Origin of the sequence: Alcanivorax sp. (assembly GCF_040118815.1) — a bacterium.
Taxonomy (GTDB): domain Bacteria; phylum Pseudomonadota; class Gammaproteobacteria; order Pseudomonadales; family Alcanivoracaceae; genus Alcanivorax.
The window spans coordinates 1-16,416 of record NZ_JBEDTC010000020.1; the positions used below are offsets into that span (position 1 = coordinate 1).

At 58.9% G+C, this 16,416-nt stretch carries 19 protein-coding genes; 11 read left to right on the top strand and 8 right to left on the bottom strand.

What is annotated here, in order from left to right; genetic code table 11:
• Positions 1-118 precede the first annotated feature (118 nt).
• Positions 119-1,237, bottom strand: a complete 1,119-nt coding sequence (locus ABNH18_RS15205) for a cellulase-like family protein (protein ID WP_349383658.1) — start codon at positions 1,235-1,237, stop codon at positions 119-121.
• 169 nt (positions 1,238-1,406) lie between these two features.
• Here ABNH18_RS15205 and ABNH18_RS15210 point away from each other — a divergent pair, with 169 nt between their 5' ends.
• Positions 1,407-1,757 (top strand): hypothetical protein, encoded by a 351-nt coding sequence (locus ABNH18_RS15210; protein ID WP_349383659.1) that lies wholly within the window; start codon positions 1,407-1,409, stop codon positions 1,755-1,757.
• Positions 1,758-1,798: 41 nt separating this feature from the next.
• Here ABNH18_RS15210 and ABNH18_RS15215 read toward each other — a convergent pair whose 3' ends face one another.
• A complete protein-coding gene (locus ABNH18_RS15215) occupies positions 1,799-2,659 on the bottom strand; it encodes a metal ABC transporter substrate-binding protein (RefSeq protein ID WP_349383660.1) in 861 nt (286 codons plus the stop codon).
• A 288-nt stretch (positions 2,660-2,947) separates the two neighbouring features.
• On the opposite strand from ABNH18_RS15215, the gene znuC reads away from it, so the two are divergent.
• The 3 genes from znuC to ABNH18_RS15230 all read left to right on the top strand — a co-directional run bounded on the left by znuC (position 2,948) and on the right by ABNH18_RS15230 (position 5,874).
• Positions 2,948-3,736 (top strand): zinc ABC transporter ATP-binding protein ZnuC, encoded by a 789-nt coding sequence (gene znuC, locus ABNH18_RS15220; protein WP_349383661.1) that lies wholly within the window; start codon positions 2,948-2,950, stop codon positions 3,734-3,736.
• The gene (znuB, locus tag ABNH18_RS15225) at positions 3,729-4,511 is read left to right on the top strand and encodes a zinc ABC transporter permease subunit ZnuB (protein WP_349383662.1); all 783 of its coding nucleotides are present in this window, start codon (positions 3,729-3,731) and stop codon (positions 4,509-4,511) included. Before znuC ends, znuB begins: the two co-directional genes overlap by 8 nt.
• Positions 4,512-4,584: 73 nt before the next feature.
• The gene (locus ABNH18_RS15230) at positions 4,585-5,874 is read left to right on the top strand and encodes an MATE family efflux transporter (protein WP_349383685.1); all 1,290 of its coding nucleotides are present in this window, start codon (positions 4,585-4,587) and stop codon (positions 5,872-5,874) included.
• On the opposite strand, the gene ABNH18_RS15235 is transcribed toward ABNH18_RS15230, so the two are convergent.
• From ABNH18_RS15235 to rd, 5 genes are all read right to left on the bottom strand, one after another.
• Complete coding sequence (locus ABNH18_RS15235; protein WP_349383663.1) at positions 5,865-6,935, bottom strand: GGDEF domain-containing protein; 1,071 nt, start codon at positions 6,933-6,935, stop codon at positions 5,865-5,867. The two genes, ABNH18_RS15230 and ABNH18_RS15235, sit on opposite strands and share 10 nt — an antisense overlap.
• Before the next feature lie 228 nt (positions 6,936-7,163).
• The gene (locus ABNH18_RS15240) at positions 7,164-7,805 is read right to left on the bottom strand and encodes a hypothetical protein (protein ID WP_349383664.1); all 642 of its coding nucleotides are present in this window, start codon (positions 7,803-7,805) and stop codon (positions 7,164-7,166) included.
• Between the two features lie 229 nt (positions 7,806-8,034).
• Positions 8,035-8,412, bottom strand: coding sequence for a hypothetical protein (locus tag ABNH18_RS15245; protein WP_349383665.1), 378 nt, complete (start codon positions 8,410-8,412; stop codon positions 8,035-8,037).
• Between the two features lie 78 nt (positions 8,413-8,490).
• Complete coding sequence (locus tag ABNH18_RS15250; RefSeq protein ID WP_349383666.1) at positions 8,491-9,639, bottom strand: NAD(P)/FAD-dependent oxidoreductase; 1,149 nt, start codon at positions 9,637-9,639, stop codon at positions 8,491-8,493.
• 49 nt (positions 9,640-9,688) lie between these two features.
• Positions 9,689-9,853 (bottom strand): rubredoxin, encoded by a 165-nt coding sequence (rd, locus tag ABNH18_RS15255; protein ID WP_007149887.1) that lies wholly within the window; start codon positions 9,851-9,853, stop codon positions 9,689-9,691.
• Positions 9,854-10,005: 152 nt separating this feature from the next.
• Here rd and ABNH18_RS15260 point away from each other — a divergent pair, with 152 nt between their 5' ends.
• From ABNH18_RS15260 to ABNH18_RS15290, 7 genes are all read left to right on the top strand, one after another.
• Positions 10,006-10,641, top strand: a complete 636-nt coding sequence (locus tag ABNH18_RS15260) for a chorismate--pyruvate lyase family protein (protein ID WP_349383667.1) — start codon at positions 10,006-10,008, stop codon at positions 10,639-10,641.
• Positions 10,642-10,765: 124 nt separating this feature from the next.
• Positions 10,766-11,638, top strand: a complete 873-nt coding sequence (ubiA, locus tag ABNH18_RS15265; RefSeq protein WP_349383668.1) for a 4-hydroxybenzoate octaprenyltransferase — start codon at positions 10,766-10,768, stop codon at positions 11,636-11,638.
• A gap of 314 nt (positions 11,639-11,952) precedes the next feature.
• The gene (phoB, locus tag ABNH18_RS15270; RefSeq protein ID WP_349383669.1) at positions 11,953-12,657 is read left to right on the top strand and encodes a phosphate regulon transcriptional regulator PhoB; all 705 of its coding nucleotides are present in this window, start codon (positions 11,953-11,955) and stop codon (positions 12,655-12,657) included.
• Between the two features lie 94 nt (positions 12,658-12,751).
• Positions 12,752-14,062: a phosphate regulon sensor histidine kinase PhoR gene (phoR, locus tag ABNH18_RS15275; RefSeq protein WP_349383670.1), complete on the top strand. Its 1,311-nt coding sequence runs from the start codon at positions 12,752-12,754 to the stop codon at positions 14,060-14,062.
• 171 nt (positions 14,063-14,233) lie between these two features.
• A complete protein-coding gene (locus ABNH18_RS15280) occupies positions 14,234-14,818 on the top strand; it encodes an LOG family protein (protein WP_349383671.1) in 585 nt (194 codons plus the stop codon).
• Positions 14,819-14,899: 81 nt separating this feature from the next.
• The gene (locus ABNH18_RS15285; protein ID WP_502876793.1) at positions 14,900-15,112 is read left to right on the top strand and encodes a DUF1328 domain-containing protein; all 213 of its coding nucleotides are present in this window, start codon (positions 14,900-14,902) and stop codon (positions 15,110-15,112) included.
• Between the two features lie 112 nt (positions 15,113-15,224).
• Complete coding sequence (locus tag ABNH18_RS15290) at positions 15,225-15,383, top strand: YqaE/Pmp3 family membrane protein (RefSeq protein WP_349383672.1); 159 nt, start codon at positions 15,225-15,227, stop codon at positions 15,381-15,383.
• 99 nt (positions 15,384-15,482) lie between these two features.
• Here the strand turns inward: ABNH18_RS15290 and ABNH18_RS15295 are convergent, their stop codons facing one another.
• Positions 15,483-16,343: a pirin family protein gene (locus ABNH18_RS15295; protein ID WP_349383673.1), complete on the bottom strand. Its 861-nt coding sequence runs from the start codon at positions 16,341-16,343 to the stop codon at positions 15,483-15,485.
• Positions 16,344-16,416: the final 73 nt, after the last annotated feature.

Sequence of the window (16,416 nt, forward strand, 5' to 3'; positions counted from 1 at the left end):
CGTAGCTCGTAGCTCGTAGCTCGTAGCTCGTAGCTCGTAGCTCGTAGCTCGTAGCTCGTAGCTCGTAGCTCGTAGCTCGTAGCTCGTAGCTCGTAGCTCGTAGCTCGTAGCTCGTAGCTTATTCCGAACCCGCCAGAATCAGATGATTCAGGTGCGCCAAGTAGTCCACTTCCTGCCACAACCAGGGATAATCCGGGCTGGCCAAGGAGGTAGGCGTCAGGGCCTGTACGCCTTGGGTCACCGCATTGACCACCATCATTTCATGCAGGTCTGCCCAGCCAGTGGGCAACCGGCGCAAGTCCTGTGGCTGACGCACAAAGCCTTCGCTAATCACCGGTTGCAGGCGTCGCAGGCGGGTGAACGCCATACGCCGCTGCAATTGATCTTCCAGCCGCCGCTGCCAGTGCAGTCCACCCGCATCCAACAGCAACTGCTTCATGGGGTTCGCTAATTTGCCCAATAGCCCTTTTTCCAACAGACCGGAGGCCGGCATGGCCTCACCGCTCGCCAACCGGTAACGCGGGTCATCATCGAGCCACAGGCTGAAATCGAGGAAATCCAGCTCGCTGGTATCCAGCTGCCGCAGCTGCTCACTGAGCGCCACGGTGGTGCTCAGCCCCACGGGCACGGACGGAAACAAGGCGTGCAAGGCACGGGGGATATCACGCAGATAATCTTCCAGACGTTCACCGGCATCGGCGGACCAGTGTGACGGCAGCGCCCGTTCCGGGGAGCGCTTGAACACGCGCCGGGCCACGCCATGGGCATGGGGCAGGGACGGAAACTGGTAACAGAAGTCCAGGCCCGCCACGTCGCCCAGATACCCCCACTGCTCCACCAGTGACAGTGTTTCACTCCACACCGCAACAAAATCTTCCGGGCGACGCACGAAGGACCGGCGTGCGCGGCTGTCGTTGATAAAGCGACTGCTGAACCAGACTTTAAAGCCGCGTTCATGGGCCGATTGGAGCACCTGCTGGAGCTGATGGCGGATTTTCACTTCCACCGCGGGCAGGCCGTGCGGCATCAACTCACAGCGATCCATGTGGATGCCGTTTTCCGGGGTGGCAATCAGGTGGGGGCAGGGGTCCAGACGCAGCGCATTGAAGCCCCGCTGCTCTGTTTCATCCAACACGCGCTCCAACGAAGCAAAGGCGCCATCGCGAATATCGCGCTGCAGCAGCCAGGATATATCCCAGCAGGCCATCGCCAAAGGTTGTGCATCGTGTTGCGCCATGCAGGTCTTACCGCCTTTTCAGATCAAGCGCATCAGCATACCCGTTTCGGAGGTTGCCTCAATGGCTCTACACCTTGTCACCCGCGTATTGACCCGCCTTGACACTTAGCAGGCGCTTAAAAGTGCGAACCGTTTCCCCCTTTTCTCCGGGAACGCTATGATCAATGCCATGAAAACAATACTAACAACACTGATTCTGGTCCCGAGCCTGACCTGGGCGGGCGAGCAACTGCCGGACACCGCCCCACCGGACGATGCGGCCCCGCAAACCCGGGAAAAAGGCCCTGCCCACCCCATGGATGGCGAGGAGATGGACTCCCTGTACCTGCAATCACCGGTGGAACTGGATACCAGCGACGAAAACCAGGGGCTCAATGCCCTGAGTCCCGAAGCCCGTTACCTGGAAAACGAACAGCAGGAAATGCGCCAACGGCAGGCTGAAACCGTACGCCCGGCGACCGTGCCAGAAAATACCCCGCCTCCCGCTCCGCCGAACCTGATTCCCATACGCGACTTGTAGTGCACCGGGACACCCGCCGCTGCCGCTCAAAAAGCGGGCACTTAGCCCCGTTTCGCTGCCCGCAGGCACTGGCTAAACCCGGCACTGAGTTCCGACAACCAAGGCAGGTATTCCAGTTGCGCCGAATTGCGGCCTAACGGGTCCTGCGGCTGTACATAACAGTCCGGGCACAGTCGCTTGAGCAAGCCAATCCGGGCCTCCGGTTCCTGCATTGCGCAACGTACCTGTCGATCACGAACCTGACCGGCCAGAGTGACAAACCGCCGGCTACCCGGCCCTGCATCCAGTTGCTCAGACACTACCAACGGTTCCGCCAACGCCAAGCTCTCGCTCAGGTAGCCCCAAGGCTGGTGATAGCTCAGCCAGGGCACCTGGGCCAGCGGCGCCAACTTCTCGCGCTCGGCCTGCAACTGAGCCTTCGCGGCTTGCTGCCACTGCTGCGGCTGCCCCGGCTTCAAACCAGCGGGAAACCGCTGCCCCACCGCAGCCGCCAGCAGCACCATATTGTCCACGGACAACCACAGGTGCGGGTCAATGGTGGCATCGTGGCTGGCGTGCTCATCATGGTCATGGTCGTGCCCGCCATGACGCCGGCGCACACTCTCCAGCGCCAGCAACGCCACCGACGGCCCCTTGCGACGGGCCACCAATGGCGCCAACGGTGCTTCCACCCCGGCGCCCAGCCACACCATCAGATCCGCCTGCTGCACCGCCAGTGCCTGCCGGGGTGAAAGGGCCAACTGGTGCGGGTTCTGGTTGGCCTGCAACAAAGTGGTCACCGTCACACTGTCGCCATACAGGCTACGCAGCACCTTGGCCAACGGCTCCACGCTCACCACCACGGTCTGGCTCCAGGCCGGAGAGCAAAGTACGAGCAGGAGTGTTAACCAGAGACGACGCATGGGGTTCCTCATGTACGGCCAGACAGGAAGGAGCAAGTTGAAAGTTCAAAGTTTAAAAACGCGGGATGGCAGCGGTGCCAACCATCAAACCTTCGTGGTCGCGATTTCCTTCCCCCAAGAGCGGATCGTTAGGGCCGTGCGGCGCGGCTGAAGCGGCTGCCGTGTGGCACCGGGCATAACCCGCGCTTTTGAACTTTAAACCTTGAACTTTCAACTCGCTCTCCGCCTTCAGTGCAGGCGAAAGAGCGGCAGTATATCATTGCGCCTTTGTACTTCGGGCCCTTTCTTATGTCAGAACCTCTTGTCACGGTGCAGTCGGTGTCCGTCACCCTCGGCGGCAATGCCGTGCTGTCTGACGTCAGCCTGACTCTGGCACCCGGCCGCATCACTACCTTGATCGGCCCCAATGGAGCCGGCAAAAGCACCCTGGCGCGGCTGGTGCTGGGACTGGTACAGCCGGATAGCGGCAACGGCAGTAGCGGCACTGTCAGCCGCCGCAAGGGCCTGCGGGTGGGTTACATGCCCCAGCACATCAAGATTGACGATAGCCTGCCGCTCACCGTGGATCGCTTTTTGTGGCTAGCGGCGCCAGGGCCCACAACCTCTCGCCGGGCCGCGCTGGAACGGGCTGGCGTGGCCCACCTGCGCCGGCGCGGCGTACAGCAATTATCCGGCGGGGAAATGCAGCGGGTGCTGCTGGCCCGCGCCCTGCTGCGCAAGCCAGACCTTCTGGTGCTGGACGAACCTGCTCAGGGTGTGGACGTGGCGGGGCAGAATGCGCTCTATGGCCTGCTCAAGACCGTTCGAGACGAACTCGGCTGCGCCATTTTGCTGATATCCCACGACCTGCATCTGGTGATGGCCGCCACCGACGAGGTGATCTGCCTGCAACGCCACGTGTGCTGTTCCGGCAGCCCGGAATCTGTGAGACGGAACCCGGCCTACCACGAACTATTCGGCCCCGGTGCTGGCACCCCGAACCTGGCTCTGTATACCCACGATCATGATCACGACCATGATCTGCACGGCAACGCCACACATTCCCACGACCACGACGGACCCTGCAATCATGATTGAACTGTTACTGCCGCCGTTGCTGGCCGGGCTCGCCGTGGCGCTGGTTTCCGGGCCCATGGGGGCCTTTGTGGTGTGGCGGCGCATGGCCTTCTTCGGCGACACCCTGGCCCACGGCGCCCTGCTCGGCGCGGCCCTGGGGCTGGCCCTGGATATCAGCCTGTACGTGGCCGTGGTCGCGGTGTGCCTGGGCCTTGCCGCCGCTCTCAGCGCCTTGCAGCGCCAGCGCCAACTGGCCGGCGACACCCTGCTCGGCATTGTCGCTCATACCACTCTGGCCCTGGGCGTGATCGCCATCAGCCTGCAAACCGGCATCCAGGTCGATCTGTTCGCTTATTTGTTCGGGGATTTGTTGGCGGTGGGTTGGCAAGACGTGATCGGCCTGTGGATCGGCGCCGGGGTGATTCTGCTGCTGATGCTGTGGCAATGGCGGGCACTGCTCAGCATCACCGTCAGTGAAGAACTGGCTCAGGTAGAGGGCGTAGCGGTGCAGCGCACCCGGCTATTGCTGATGTTGCTGCTAGCACTGCTGATCGCCGGCGCCATCCGCACGGTGGGCGTGCTGTTGATTACCTCCCTGCTGGTAATCCCCGCCGCCAGTGCCCGACGTCTGACCCATACCCCGGCACAAATGGCCGCCGTGGCCAGCCTGATAGGCACCCTTTCGGTGCTCGCCGGGCTCGCCGTGAGCTGGTACGCCAACACCCCGGTGGGGCCCTCCATCGTAGTCGCCGCCAGCAGCTTGTTTATTCTGACGCTGCTACGCCGGAGTTCATGAGTACTCTGATGTAGGAGTACCTCTTGAGGCACTCCTACAGCGGCTCCGTAGACGGATTGTCGAAGTGACCCGAATGCATTTGTCCCTTAACCAACGTATCTGGATGCTGGCCTGGCCGTTGCTACTGTCGAATATGACGGCCCCGCTGCTGGGACTGGTGGATACGGCGGTGGTGGGGCACCTGGCCCACCCGCGCTACCTGGCGGCGGTGGCGCTGGGCAGCAATTTCTTCATGTTCCTGTATTTCTCCTTCAACTTCCTCCGCATGGGCACCACCGGGTTTGCCTCTCAGGCGCGGGGAGGGGAACGGGATACCCGGGTGGTGTTACTGCGTGGCTTGTTGCTGTCCACGTTGCTCGGGCTCGGACTGATTCTGCTGTCACCGCTGCTGCGTGATACCGGCCTGTGGTTACTGGGCGGCAGTGACGCCGTACAACACCTGGCACAGGATTACATCAACATCCGCATCCTCGGCGCCCCTGCCGCGCTGGCCAACTTTGCCCTGATTGGCTTTGCCATCGGCACCCACAATACCCGCGTGCCGCTAAAAATGACGGTGCTAATGCACAGCACCAATGCGCTGCTGGATGTACTGCTGGTGCAGGTCTGGCACTTGGATGTGCGCGGCGTGGCCATCGCCAGCGCCTGTGCGGAATACGTGGGGCTGGCCGGGGGGCTGTTCTGGCTGCGCACGGCGCTGCGCCCGCCGGCCAGCCGAGAGACTCTGTGGCAACCGTCCGCCATTCTCGCGTTAATGGCGGTGAACCGGGATATTTTTATTCGCAGCCTGGCGTTGCTTACCTGCTTCTTTTTCTTCACCGCCCAGGGCGCCCGACTTGGCGATGCCACGCTGGCCGCCAACGCCGTACTGATTACCTTCCTGCTGTTGCTGAGCAACCTGCTGGATGGCTTTGCCAATGCTGCCGAGGCGCTGGTTGGCGAGGCCCATGGCAAGCAGGACTACCAAGCTTTCCGCGCGGCCGTGCAGGCTACCGGCCGCTGGACCGTTGTTTGTTCCTTATTGGCACTGTTGGTTTTTGCCCTGGGTGGAGCACCACTGATTCACCTGCTAACCGACCTGCCAGCGATCCGCGAAACTGCGGTCATGTATCTGCCCTGGATGCTGTTACTGCCGCTCACTGCCAGTGCCGGATTTTGGCTGGATGGCATTTTCGTGGGGGCCACTTGGGGCAGCGCTATGCGCAACACCATGCTGGCGTCGGTGGTGATGTTTTTTCTGTTCTGGCTGTGTACCCGTAGCTGGGGAAACCATGGCTTATGGTTAACCATGAACGCTTTTATGGCGACCCGTGGCGCTTGCATGGGTTGGGTGTTGTGGCGCAGACGCCTGCATCACGCCTGATCATCAACGTCTAGCTCACACCGGCCCGGCTTGTTCAAATACATACGCCGGTCTGCGGAACACAGCAAAGCATCCACATCTTCAAAATGGTCTGGGCCTGTCTGTACCACCCCCATACTGATGCTGACCTGCCGCAATCGCTCCGCTAAAAGCCGTCTTATCCGTTGACAATAAGCAAGTTCGGCTTGCTCTTCGGTGCTATTGGCCAACACCACACAGAACTCATCGCCGCCATAACGTACACAGGTATCTTCCCCCCGGGCGGTTTCTTTTAGCACCGTGCCAAGCTCGGCAAGCACCCGATCACCATAAGCATGGCCGCGCTGATCATTAATCCCTTTGAAATCGTCTATATCAACAAAGATCACCGCCACCGGTTCACTGCGCCGTTGGGCCGCTTTCAGCGTACGCTGAAGTGCTTCCTTCAGGTAACGGCGGGTTGTCAGGCCGGTGAGCGCATCGGTGCGCAATTGGCCATTACGTAAGGCCACGGTTTCTTCCAGAGCTTTGGCGTACTCTTCGGTACGGTTTTTGACCGCTTCGATTTCAGAGACCAAGCTCAATATGTAGGTTTCGAACACCAAGGTGACATCGAAATACGTTAACTTATCCAGTGCAACCAAGGCGCGGTCGCGCTCTGTCCCGGCCTCCATGGCCTCAGTAATGTTCTTTACCAACAACCGGTGCAACAGATACACCGCGGAAAGGTAGAATTTCGGCTCAACACCGATGCGCTTGTGCACCAAACCAATTCGCAGGCGGTTATTGGTGTATTCCAGGTCATAAACACCGGAAAACAGATCCATGATGTAGCGACGCTGGGCGTTTTCCAGCCGCTCCAGGGTGTCTGCGTCGCCAATCAGCGAAGCAATATCCGGATTGTTGGTCTGGATAGCGTAGAAGGCTTCAACGATATCATCGAGACGGCTCTCCACATGAGCCCGGCATTGTAGTAATGCGCAAACATCATCGTCATCAAAATCGAGCAGGCGCTTACGCCCATCAATTTCCATCTCGGTGATTCGCATCTGTTCAAGCAGCGTTTTCATGGTTGAATGCATGCCTTCCCCTCTGGCCTCAACGGGCCCCAGGCCCATGCACACTCACTGTTATACTTAATATACCCCCGGGGATCGGGATCGCCATAGCCTCAGGCGAGGCAAAATCACTAATGGGGGGACCAACGGTCAGGACCAGGCCCCTGAACGGGGATCGGAAGTGGAGACAGGGAGGGGGGAGCAGCAGGAGGTAACAGTTAGGCCGGGCACCCGGTACCCGGCCTGGCAATATCAGCGCTTCAGGGCGCCATCACGGTCAAGCTTGCCGACTACGCTCTTGGCATAGCCTTGCGCACCGCTTTTCAGGTTATAGGGGTTCATGCTGCGGGACTGGGCCTGCCACACCGGTTTTTCCGTTTCGGCGTTATAAAGCTGGGTCTGCAGGTAGTAGTCAGTGGCATTCTGGTAGTAGCCGGGCTGATATACCGCGCTGTAGCTGTAACCCACATAAGGACCGTAACCCAGGTACATGGGCGCAGACGCCATGGGCAGGTAGTCCACCGTGGGCGGCATGTATTCGTCACGCTCTTGGCTCTTCAGCAGGGTGATCACCATAACGCCGTCGGAGCCGCTATCTTTCACCGCCTGCTCTACCTTGCTACGGAAATCCGCCGCTTGCTGATTCGCAGCAGGCAGAGTGGCGCTTGCCAGAGTGGCCTCCACATTACGCTTAGCCAGACTCTTCTTCACTTGCTGCTCCACCGCCGCAGACGCCACTGCATTTTCCGACAGCACCAGCACATACAGGTGGGCAAAGCTCGGCCGCGCCTCGCCCGTTTTGGTTTGCCAGGTGGAATTGGTCTCGGTGGTGGTGGCACAGGCCGCCAGCAACAGTACCGCACAGAAAACAAAGGCACGTTGAACCATCTGCATGGGAAATCCTTCGATATGCAAAGTAAAGTGCTGACAGAGTAAGGCGTTTTACGCACAGAGGCCACAGCGAAAAGCGTCCGCGCGAGGGAAATATCAGTGGCCGCGACAGAAACGCAGCCTGGTCGCTATTGCCAGGTGGAGGGGAGCGAGTAACGAGTTTCGAGTTGCGAAAACCTGCTGCAGGAACGGTTTTGCCTTTCGAAACTCGCTTCTCGTATCTCGAGACTGGTTATTTTTTGCCGCCGGGCATGATGAATTTCATCAGGGTCATGAACCACATCAGCTGGCCCGGGTCACCTTCGATCTTGATATCGCCGGCCTGCATGCCTTCCATGAAGGCCATCTGGTTCTTGCCGGCCTGTTGCAGGGTAGCAAAGGCGTAGCTTGCATCCTTGAAGTTCAGGGTCACAGTGGGCTCGCTATGAATCCCTCCTTTGGACACCACCTTGCCGGGCGTGAAATGAAAACTACGCGCCGGCTTGCCCGCAAAGGTGCGCCACTGCATCACCACATTGCGGTTCTCCAGTTGCTTTTGAAAACCGGCGTTACGCGACGCCAGCCAACGTAACCGCCAACCGAGAACCAGCAAAACCAGTGAAAACTTCATGGGCCATCCTTAATCAAATCAGCAACACGCCACATGCTACACGCACCACGCGGGTGATGCGTGCGGCCTATTGCGTCCCTACGGCATGACCGCCGGCAGTTCCTTGTTGAGCTTCATCTTCTCTTTTACCGCATCACCGGTGAGGGCGTAGCCCAGCAGGCTGCCGTCCTTGCCTCGGAACAGGGCTTGTACAGTATTGCCTTCGGCATTCACTTCCCAGTCACCTTCGCTGCCTTCCGCGGCAGGGCAGACCACCACCGGGCAGGCCGGGGTTTTGATGGTCACCGGCATGACGCCGTAGCTGACTTCGGTGGTATCGCCGGCCAGGGTTTTCGCCAGGGCGCGGGCGGAGGCCATCAGCGGCAGGACGTAGGGCAGCACATGGCCCTGCACTTCGGCGCAGTCACCCAGTGCATAAATGTCGTCCGCGCTGGTGCGCAGGGTCTTGTCGGTCAAGATGCCGCGGTTGGTGTCCAGGCCGGCTTCCTTGGCCATACTGATACGCGGGCGCAAGCCAATGGCAGACAGCACCACATCGGATTCCACTTTACTGCCGTCAGACAGTTCCGTGACCAGTTGACCGTTCTCGCCGTGATGCACCGCCTTGGCCAACGGACCAAAGTGGAATTGCACGCCCAGATCCGCCAACCCGCGACCCACGGCTTCGGAGGCCAACTCTGGCAGCAGTAACGGCAGGCAGCGCCCCATGGGTTCGACCAGGGACACCTGAAAACCGCCGTTGGACAAGTCGTTGGCGAACTCACAACCGATCAGACCGCCACCCAGGATGGTCACGGTTTTCTTGCCGTCCACCGCCGCGCGGAATTTGCCGTAGTCCATCAGATCATTGACGGAGAACACCTCGCCCACCGCGTCGCCTTCCAGCGGCGGCGTCCAGGTGTCCGCACCCAGCGCTAACACCAGTTTGCTGTAATCCAGGTGATCGTCGGGCAGCAACACGCGCTTGTTGGCGGCATCGATGCCGGCCACATGCACGCCGGTGCGCACGTCTACGTTAAATTGCTCGGCCACCTTTTCCGGGGTGGCCATGCACAGGTCATCGGCGGTTTTTTCCTTGGTGAAACCCGCTGACAGCATGGGCTTGGAGTAGTTGCGGCCGTCGTCAGCGGTGAGCATGACGATGGGCGTTTCCTTGTCCAGCTTGCGGAATTCCTTGACGGTGTTAAAGCCGGCCAAGCCGGTACCGATGATGACAATAGGGTGCATGAGCAATCCTTAACGATTAATGAACGGGCGATGTGACTGACGCAGTGGCCTAGATTTCAACCATCTCGAAGTCTTCCTTGCCCACACCGCAATCGGGGCAAACCCAATCTTCCGGCACGTCGTCCCAGGCGGTACCCGGTTCGATACCCTCATCGGGCAGACCTTCGGCTTCGTCATAGATGAAACCGCACACTACACATTCCCACTTCTTCATCGTGAACCTCATCGAGTAAAAGTAAGCACTCGCTCACTTTGCTGTATATAGGGTATATCTTGGGGGGCGTTAACCTATCGGCGTGCGCCGCAAAAATCAATGACAGCGGGCGCTGTCATATTAGGACGCCACCGCCGCATTAGCCGGGAATAGTGCTGTTTCCCGGCCCCATTGGCCTGTGGCTTGCTCTGCTGCAGGACATGGGCCATAGTCCTGCCGCCCGCGCTCGTACGCGCCATCCCGAGAGAGCCATGCTGCCTGCCGCCCTGCATCCTGACAGCCTTTGGCGCCCGCTGGAACAGCTGGTGCTGCCGCCGATTATACGCGACTGGATGGCCGACCCGGACTCTCTCACCCGGCGCCTGAAACGCCACGGCCACTTCAGCGTGGCCCCAGGCTTGCACACCATTGCCTTCCCGCGAGCCGACGAACGGCAGCTGCTGGCGCTGCCCATGCGCCGCGCCGCACTAATCCGCGAAGTCACCCTGCACCTGGATGGCACCCCGGTGGTCGCCGCCCGCAGCGTACTGCCCCTGACCAGCCTGGCCGGCGCCAACCGTTCCCTCGGCCACATGGGCAGCCGCTCCCTGGGCCTGGAGCTATACAACCGCCCGGTCTGCCAGCGGGACCAAGTGTGGGCACGACTGGCCTCACCCGGAGGCAACCACCCGGTGTGCTGGGGCCGCCAGTCCCGCTTTATCAAGCGCGGCTCGCCGTTGCTGGTGGCGGAGTATTTTCTACCAGCGTTGTGGGAGAAGATGGAAAAGCCGTTGAAAGTTCAACATTGAAAAGCGCTGGCTAGCGTGTTGCCAGATGGTCAGGCCGTAGCCGCGTTTCAACTTTAAACTTTCAACTTGCAACTCAACCCCACCCATTCGGACAATACACCCACTACCGACAACCGGATGTCCCATGTTTGCCTTCGTTGAACAGCGTTACCCCGCCTTCTGGCCCTATATTCAGCTGATGCGGCTGGACCGGCCTATCGGCACTCTGTTGCTGCTGTGGCCAACCCTGTGGGCAGTGTGGATTGCCGGTGCGGGCACCCCGAGCCTGACCGTCATTGTAGTGTTCTTTCTGGGCGTGGTGATCATGCGCGCCGCTGGCTGTGTGATTAACGACTTTGCCGACCGGGATTTCGACGGCGATGTGGAACGCACCAAAGGGCGCCCCCTGGCGACTGGCGCAATCAGCGCCAAGAAAGCCCTGGCCCTGTTCTGCGGTTTGGGGCTGTTGGCCTTTGGGCTGGTGCTGTTTCTCAACGAATTGACGTTCTGGTTATCCTTCGGCGGGCTGGGGCTCGCCGTGCTGTACCCCTTTACCAAACGCTTCACCTTTATGCCCCAGTTATTCCTGGGCGCCGCCTTCAGCTGGGCCATCCCCATGGCGTTTGCCGCCGAAACCGGCGAGGTGCCGGAAATCGCCTGGCTGCTGTACGTAGCCAACCTGCTCTGGACCGTGGCCTACGACACCGAATACGCCATGTGCGACCGTGAAGACGACCTGAAGCTGGGTATCAAAAGCACTGCCATTCTGTTCGGCGATGCGGACCGCCTGATGATTGGCCTGCTCCAGGCCCTGACTCTGCTGGCGTTGATCATGGTCGGCCATCGACTGGCCTTCAGCTGGCCTTGGTACGCCGGGCTGGTCGGTATGACCCTCAGCTTTGCCTACCAGCACAGCCTGATCCGCTACCGCGAACGCTGGCCCAGCTTCCATGCGTTCCTGAATAATCACTGGGCCGGGGCCTGCGTGTTTATCGGGCTGTATTTTCAGTATTTTTAAGAGTCGCAACACGCTGTACGCACCACGCAACAACACGAATTAACCCTGCAGGAACCGGGGAACGGCACCACTTCGCGCCGAAGCGTTTCATACCGCGGCCTTCGGCCTCCCAGCCGAGCACCGTCAAAACCGCCTTCCATGGCTCGCGGCCCTCCACATTTCTGCCCTTTCGTACAAGCCCAGATCCGCGTTGTCGCATGTTGCTTGTTGCATGCTGCGTCTCTATCTGTCATACGGGTGTCATAAAAAGGCAATCTAATAGGGCAACATCCAGAGCAGCCTACGCTGCTACAAGACAGGCAAGGAAGGAAGCCATGTCCCGAAACCGTATTTTGATTGTTGATGATGAGCCGGCCATCCGCGAGATGGTTGCCGTCGCCCTTGAGCTGGCTGATTTCGATGTGCTGGAGGCCGAGAACGCCCAGCGCGGTCACGAAATCATCGTGGACGAACGCCCGGATCTGGTGCTGCTGGACTGGATGCTGCCGTCCGTCACTGGCATCGAGCTGGCCCGCCGCCTAAAGCGTGATGAGACCACCAACGAGGTGCCAATCATCATGCTGACAGCGAAAAGCGAGGAAGATAACAAGATTCAGGGGCTGGACGTGGGGGCCGATGATTACATCACCAAACCCTTCTCCACCCGCGAGCTGATCTCCCGCATAAAGGCGGTGTTGCGCCGTGCCTCCAGCGTGGCGGCAGAAAAAGCCATTGAAGTGGAAGGACTGTGCCTGGACCCGGTCAGCCACCGCATCAGCGCCGACGACCAGCCCGTGGATATGGGCCCCACCGAATACCGGTTGCTGGAGTTCTTCATGAGCCACCAGGAACGTGCCTATTCCCGCACCCAGCTGCTGGACCAGGTGTGGGGCGCCAACGTGTACGTGGAAGACCGTACCATCGATGTGCATATCCGCCGCCTGCGTAAAGCCCTGGCACCGTTCGACTACGATCGCTTTATCCAGACGGTACGCGGCACCGGCTACCGCTTTTCCATAAAATCCGCAAAAGCGGGCTGAGACAGCGGCCACACAGCTGCCTATACTGGGGGGCCATTGTCGGGCCCTCGCCCGCAAACCTGCGCACACGGTAACGAATCGCGGTGACTGACGCATGAAAGCCAGCCTGGCCAAGGAAGTAAATCGCATAGCCGGCCTGATTTTTCTGGCCGCCCTTGCTGCCCTGGCAGTGGGACACATCTGGCCCCTGCTAGTAGGGCTGGTGGGGTATATTTTCTGGAGCACCCGCCAACTCTTCGCCCTGTACAGCTGGCTGGTCCGCGATGATCATACCGAACCACCGGATAGCATCGGCCTGTGGGGCGAGTTTTATACCCGCCTCGAACATTTATTCCAGAAAGAACGCCGCGCCCAGGAAAACCTGCAGGGCATTATTCACCGCGCCCAACAATCGGTGAACGCCCTGGACGATGTGGTCATCCTGATCGATCAGCATGGCTACCTGGAATACTGGAACCATGCCGCAGAACACGCCATGGGCTTCAATGCCAACCAGGATCTGGGCCAGCCGCTTACCAACCTGATTCGCCATCCACGCTTCACCGAGTACCTGAACAAAAGCGACTTTGACGAAGCGCTGGAAATTCCATCCCCGGTGAACGACAACCGTATCCTCCAGTTCCATGTCACCGAGTTTGGTGTCGGTGAGCAATTGCTCATGGCCCGGGATGTGACTCGCCTGCACCACCTGGAACAGATGCGCAAAGACTTCGTCGCCAACGTCAGCCACGAACTGAAAACACCGCTCACCGTACTCAAGGGCTACCTGGAAACCCTGCTGGATACCATCCCCGACGAACAGGCACGCTTGCGCCGGGCGCTGGTACAGATGGACAACCAGTCCAACCGCATGGAAGCACTGGTGGCCGACCTGTTACTGCTGGCCCGACTGGAAGGCACCGAAGCCGACAGTGTCCGCCAGGCGGTGCCGGTGCACGGCATGCTCAACCGCATGAAGGACAATGCACTGGCCATCAGCAGCGACAAGCACCATCACATCGAACTGGATGTGCCCATTGATGCCCGGCTAATCGCCAATCCCGCCGAACTGGAAAGCGCCTTCGGCAACCTGATTACCAACGCGGTGAAATACACTCCGGCCGAAGGCACCATCCACATCCGCTGGTGGCAAGATGCCCACGGCGCGCACCTGTCTGTCACCGACGATGGCATCGGTATCGACCCGGCCCATATTCCCCGCCTGACCGAACGTTTTTATCGACCGGACAACAGCCGCGTCACCCAAACCGGCGGCACTGGCCTGGGGCTGGCCATCGTTAAACACGTAATGATCCGCCATAACGGTCGCCTGGAAATCACCAGTGAGCTAAGCAAGGGCAGCACCTTTACCTGCCATTTTCCGGCGGAGCGATTGGTGAGCAAACCCACCGCAGTGGCGGGGTAAAAACCAAGCGATTAGCCACGAGTTGCGAGTTGCGAGTTGCGAAAAATTTAAACAAGCTTTCCCGGCTTTGCTTTTCGTCACTCAATTCTCGCAACTCGATACTGAATGGTTTGCGTCTATTGTGGCGCCCCCTGCAACCGCCACAAGTGACAACAAAAAAAGGCGATACCCATGAAAAGAATTTGCGTCTATTGCGGTTCCAGCCCCGGCAACAACCCGGTCTACATTCAAGCCGCCGAAGCGCTGGCCGATGAACTCGTGCGCCGCAATATCGGGCTGGTTTACGGCGGCGCCAGCGTTGGCGTGATGGGCGCCATTGCCAATGCGGTTATGCGCCAGGGCGGCGAAGTCATCGGCATTATTCCGCAGGCCTTGATGCGCCGGGAAATCGGCAATGATCACCTGACCGAGCTCCAGGTGGTCGATTCCATGCACGAGCGTAAAGCCGCCATGGCAGATCAGTCCGATGGTTTTATTGCCCTGCCCGGGGGAATGGGTACCCTTGAAGAGATTTTTGAAATTCTTACCTGGGCACAACTGGGGTTTCATCAAAAACCCTGCGCCCTGCTAAACGTGAACCACTATTACGATTTCCTGAACAATTTTCTGCAACACAGTGTGGAAGAAGGCTTTCTCAAGACAGAACATCACGAGCTTCTTCAAGTGGATACAGATCCGGCCACGCTGCTGGATCATTTCCGGAATTTTTCGCCGCCACCCGTGGATAAATGGCTGGATCGGCAATCCCAGCTGTAACAAATAAAATGTCAAAAAGGGTCAAATAGTCGAATCGTTCCGGGCCAACACCAATATGAAAACGTTACGGTGTAGTGGATAGTGCAATCCACACCAACCATGGATGAGGTAACGATTATGCTTGGATGGGCTCTGACATTTCTTATCGTGGCAATTATTGCCGGCGTACTTGGCTTTGGCGGCATCGCCTCCGGTGCGGCCTCTATTGCCAAAATCATTTTCTTTATTTTCCTGATACTGCTGGTCGTCAGCTTGGTCGTCAATGCAGTGAAAGGTCGCGGACCGAAGATTTGACGGCGATAGAGAGATAAACGTAATGATATTGGCTGGGCCATGCCTCGCGTGGCCCACACCTTTACCTTTATCTTCTAAAGCCAACGCATTGCATAGAAAGAGGGAGCAGCATATGGATCTACTTCGCATTCTCATCGCCATTCTTTTGCCTCCGCTGGGCGTATTCTTGCAGGAAGGCATTGGCAAACATTTCTGGATCAATATTGTGCTGACCCTGCTTGGCTATATTCCCGGTATTGTCCATGCAGTCTGGGTGATCGCTTCGCGCTAGAAAAAATGCGAGAAGCGAGTTGCGATTCGCGAAAACCTTAACCCCAAAGAGGTGTTGCCTTTCGAAACTCGTTACTCGCCTCTCGCTTCCAGGCCATCGTTATAGCAATGACGGCTCGGCGGTCAGCGCTCCGTCGCGATAATCGCGCAAGGCCTGATTAATTTCCTCTTGGGTATTCATCACAAAAGGGCCGTACTGGGCGATGGGTTCACCAATCGGCTTACCCGCCAGCAATAGCAAGCGCGCGCCTTTTTTCCCAGCCACCAGTGTGACACTGTCGCCATCGGTGAACGTGGCCAGGTGGTCGGTTTCCAGTGCCTCGCCTGCCACACTAACTCGGCCTTCGAACAGGTATATAAAGGCGTTGTAGCCCGACTGGATTGGCACTGTCAGGGTTTCATTCGGGCGCAGGACAACGTCCAGATACAAGGGGTCGGTCTTACCGCCTTTCACCGGTGCACTCAGCGCCTGTTCGGCAATCGTCACTTCACCGGCAATGGCTTTGACTTGCCCGCCACTAGCCAGGTCCAATCGCGGCATCTCGATATCGGTAATATCCCGATACCCGGCAGGCTGCATTTTTTCCGCCGCCGGCAAGTTAATCCACAACTGAAACCCCCGCAGCATTCCATCTTTCTGTTGCGGCATTTCTTCATGAATAATGCCACGCCCGGCGGTCATCCATTGCACTCCACCCTGCTTGAGGTCGCCCTCATTGCCCAAGTGGTCCCGGTGACGCATATGGCCTTCCACCAGGTAAGTAACCGTTTCAAACCCCCGATGCGGATGCGGCGGGAAACCGGCGATGTAGTCCTCTGGCTTGTCAGAACAAAAGGCATCCAACATCAGAAACGGATCCAGGCGCACCGCAGGATTACTGCCCAGTGCCCGCTTCAATCGAACACCGGCACCATCGGATGTATCCATCGCGCGAAGCGTGTTGAGCATTGTGCGTTCCATGGGAACCTCCTGTGATAAACAGCGACGAGCGACTAGCCTCTAGCTGCCAGTTAAAGAAAAACCCGGTTTGGTT

Excerpts from the sequence above, each read along its gene's own strand:
- ABNH18_RS15205 (WP_349383658.1), bottom strand. The coding sequence starts at position 1,237 with ATGGCGCAACACGATGCACAACCTTTGGCGATGGCCTGCTGGGATATA.
- ABNH18_RS15210 (WP_349383659.1), top strand. The coding sequence starts at position 1,407 with ATGAAAACAATACTAACAACACTGATTCTGGTCCCGAGCCTGACCTGG.
- ABNH18_RS15215 (WP_349383660.1), bottom strand. The coding sequence starts at position 2,659 with ATGCGTCGTCTCTGGTTAACACTCCTGCTCGTACTTTGCTCTCCGGCC.
- znuC (WP_349383661.1), top strand. The coding sequence starts at position 2,948 with ATGTCAGAACCTCTTGTCACGGTGCAGTCGGTGTCCGTCACCCTCGGC.
- znuB (WP_349383662.1), top strand. The coding sequence starts at position 3,729 with ATGATTGAACTGTTACTGCCGCCGTTGCTGGCCGGGCTCGCCGTGGCG.
- ABNH18_RS15230 (WP_349383685.1), top strand. The coding sequence starts at position 4,585 with ATGCATTTGTCCCTTAACCAACGTATCTGGATGCTGGCCTGGCCGTTG.
- ABNH18_RS15235 (WP_349383663.1), bottom strand. The coding sequence starts at position 6,935 with ATGCATTCAACCATGAAAACGCTGCTTGAACAGATGCGAATCACCGAG.
- ABNH18_RS15240 (WP_349383664.1), bottom strand. The coding sequence starts at position 7,805 with ATGCAGATGGTTCAACGTGCCTTTGTTTTCTGTGCGGTACTGTTGCTG.
- ABNH18_RS15245 (WP_349383665.1), bottom strand. The coding sequence starts at position 8,412 with ATGAAGTTTTCACTGGTTTTGCTGGTTCTCGGTTGGCGGTTACGTTGG.
- ABNH18_RS15250 (WP_349383666.1), bottom strand. The coding sequence starts at position 9,639 with ATGCACCCTATTGTCATCATCGGTACCGGCTTGGCCGGCTTTAACACC.
- rd (WP_007149887.1), bottom strand. The coding sequence starts at position 9,853 with ATGAAGAAGTGGGAATGTGTAGTGTGCGGTTTCATCTATGACGAAGCC.
- ubiA (WP_349383668.1), top strand. The coding sequence starts at position 10,766 with ATGTTTGCCTTCGTTGAACAGCGTTACCCCGCCTTCTGGCCCTATATT.
- phoB (WP_349383669.1), top strand. The coding sequence starts at position 11,953 with ATGTCCCGAAACCGTATTTTGATTGTTGATGATGAGCCGGCCATCCGC.
- phoR (WP_349383670.1), top strand. The coding sequence starts at position 12,752 with ATGAAAGCCAGCCTGGCCAAGGAAGTAAATCGCATAGCCGGCCTGATT.
- ABNH18_RS15280 (WP_349383671.1), top strand. The coding sequence starts at position 14,234 with ATGAAAAGAATTTGCGTCTATTGCGGTTCCAGCCCCGGCAACAACCCG.
- ABNH18_RS15290 (WP_349383672.1), top strand. The coding sequence starts at position 15,225 with ATGGATCTACTTCGCATTCTCATCGCCATTCTTTTGCCTCCGCTGGGC.
- ABNH18_RS15295 (WP_349383673.1), bottom strand. The coding sequence starts at position 16,343 with ATGGAACGCACAATGCTCAACACGCTTCGCGCGATGGATACATCCGAT.